This is a genomic window from Loktanella sp. DJP18 (genome assembly GCF_049310965.1).
Taxonomy (GTDB): Bacteria; Pseudomonadota; Alphaproteobacteria; order Rhodobacterales; family Rhodobacteraceae; genus Loktanella.
In genome coordinates this window covers 1-1,902 of the sequence record NZ_JBMERN010000287.1, presented here as the reverse complement: position 1 = coordinate 1,902, position 1,902 = coordinate 1, and the positions used below count along the sequence as shown (strand labels likewise).

2 protein-coding genes are annotated in these 1,902 nt (G+C 61.8%); both read left to right on the top strand.

Annotated elements, in window-relative coordinates; translation table 11 throughout:
• The first annotated feature begins 53 nt into the window (after positions 1-53).
• Positions 54-1,178, top strand: coding sequence for a Do family serine endopeptidase (locus ACOI1H_RS25240; RefSeq protein ID WP_422441038.1), 1,125 nt, complete (start codon positions 54-56; stop codon positions 1,176-1,178).
• A 172-nt stretch (positions 1,179-1,350) separates the two neighbouring features.
• Positions 1,351-1,902, top strand: a 552-nt coding sequence (locus tag ACOI1H_RS25235) for a response regulator transcription factor (RefSeq protein ID WP_422441039.1), incomplete at its 3' end; no start/stop codon positions are given.

The following is a 1,902-nucleotide window of genomic DNA, read 5'->3' as shown; positions in this document are numbered from 1 at the left end:
CAAGGCCCATATGCATCCTCAGACACACATCACAAGGATGGAGAATCCCCCTTATGAATACCCCGATCCGCAAGCACATTGCTGGCGTTACACTGGCCGCTGCACTGGCCGGCACTGCCGCCATCACGATGACCCCCACTACAGCACTGGCGGTCCCCGTCGGCGGCTACGGCGATCTGGTCGAGACGTTGGCCCCTGCCGTCGTCTTTATCGAAGTTACCGGGAAGGCGCAGGACACCCAGTCCCTTGCCGACGCGCTGCCGCCGGGCTTCCCGCGCGAGGAACTGGAGCGCCGCTTTGGTCCGATGTTCCCCGACCAGGGGCAAGACAACAACAGTGCACCCGCGCAGGGGCTGGGGTCGGGCTTTATTATCTCTCAGGACGGTCTGATCGTCACTAATAACCACGTCGTCGACGGGGCTGAGACCGTCAAGGTCAAGTTGAACGACGACAAGGAATATGATGCCGAAGTCATTGGCACCGACCCACTAACGGATATTGCCCTGATTAAGATCACTGCAGACGTTGACCTTCCTACCGTGCCATGGGGCGATAGCGAGACCGTGCGCGCCGGCGACGAAGCGGTGGCCATCGGCAACCCCTTCGGTCTGGGCGGCACCGTGACCTCCGGCATCGTGTCGGCCGTGTCGCGTGACATTCAATCGGGTCCTTACGACGATTATATCCAGACGGATGCTGCCATCAACCGCGGCAACTCGGGCGGGCCGCTGTTCAACGCGGATGGCGAAGTCATCGGCGTTAACACGATGATTTTCAGCCCCGGTGGCGGGTCCGTAGGCATCGGCTTTGCAGTGCCCTCCGATTTGGTCCAGAAAGTCGTGACCGATCTGCAGGACGACGGCACCATCGCCCGCGGCTGGTTGGGCGTCCAGATCAAGCCCATGACCGAAGAGATTGCGTCCGTGCTGGGGTACGATGCGCCTAAGGGCGCGGTGATCGAGGATGTGACTGCAGACAGCCCCGCCGCCGAAGCAGGCCTCGAGGATGGCGACATCATCCTCACCTTCGCCGACAAGGACATTGCCGATGTGGGCGACCTGACCCGCGCCGTGGCTGATGTGACGCCAGGGTCCGATACCAAGGCCATCGTATGGCGCGATGGCAAAGAGATGACCATCGACGTCACCGTAGGCGATCTGGCCAAGAAAGCCGCCTGAGGCTGACAGAGCTGCGGCAAACCTTCGATGAGTAGTGTGTGCCGCCGCAAGACCTGGCTGCGATGTAACAACAGGGTCCGGCCTTGCCCCCTAACGGGGCGGGGCCTTTCTCTTGCCAATCGGGTCAATGGCCCCACCCTGAAAGGGAGCTGCCATGGCGGAGGGGAACGCGATGAAGATACTCGTGGTCGAGGACGACAGAACCACCAGCCAATACGTCGCCCGCGGCTTGCGCGAGGAAGGCCATACGGTCGATCTGGTCGACAATGGCCGTGACGGGCTGGTGCAGGCCACCGGCACGAACCATGACGTCATGATCGTCGATTGGATGCTACCCGAAATCGACGGGCTGACGCTGGTGAGATCCCTGCGCGCGATCGGAAACCGCACGCCGGTCCTGTTTTTGACCGCCATGGGATCGGTCGAAGACCGGATCGCAGGCCTCAACGCCGGCGCCAATGATTACCTTGTGAAACCTTTTGCCTTCGGTGAACTCTCGGCCCGTATCCATGCGCTGGCCCGGCGTCCGCACACGCTGGCGCGCGAGACGACCCTCAGAGGATGTGATCTGAGCATGGATCTCGTGAGCCGTGACGTGATGCGGGCGGGCCAGAAGATCGACCTGTTGCCACGTGAATTCGCCATTCTGGAGCATCTGCTGAGGCGCAAGGGCCGTATCCAGACCCGCAGTATGCTGCTGGAGAACGTCTGGGGCATTTCCTTC

Coding starts and splice junctions, on each gene's coding strand:
- ACOI1H_RS25240 (WP_422441038.1), top strand. CDS start 54: ATGAATACCCCGATCCGCAAGCACATTGCTGGCGTTACACTGGCCGCT.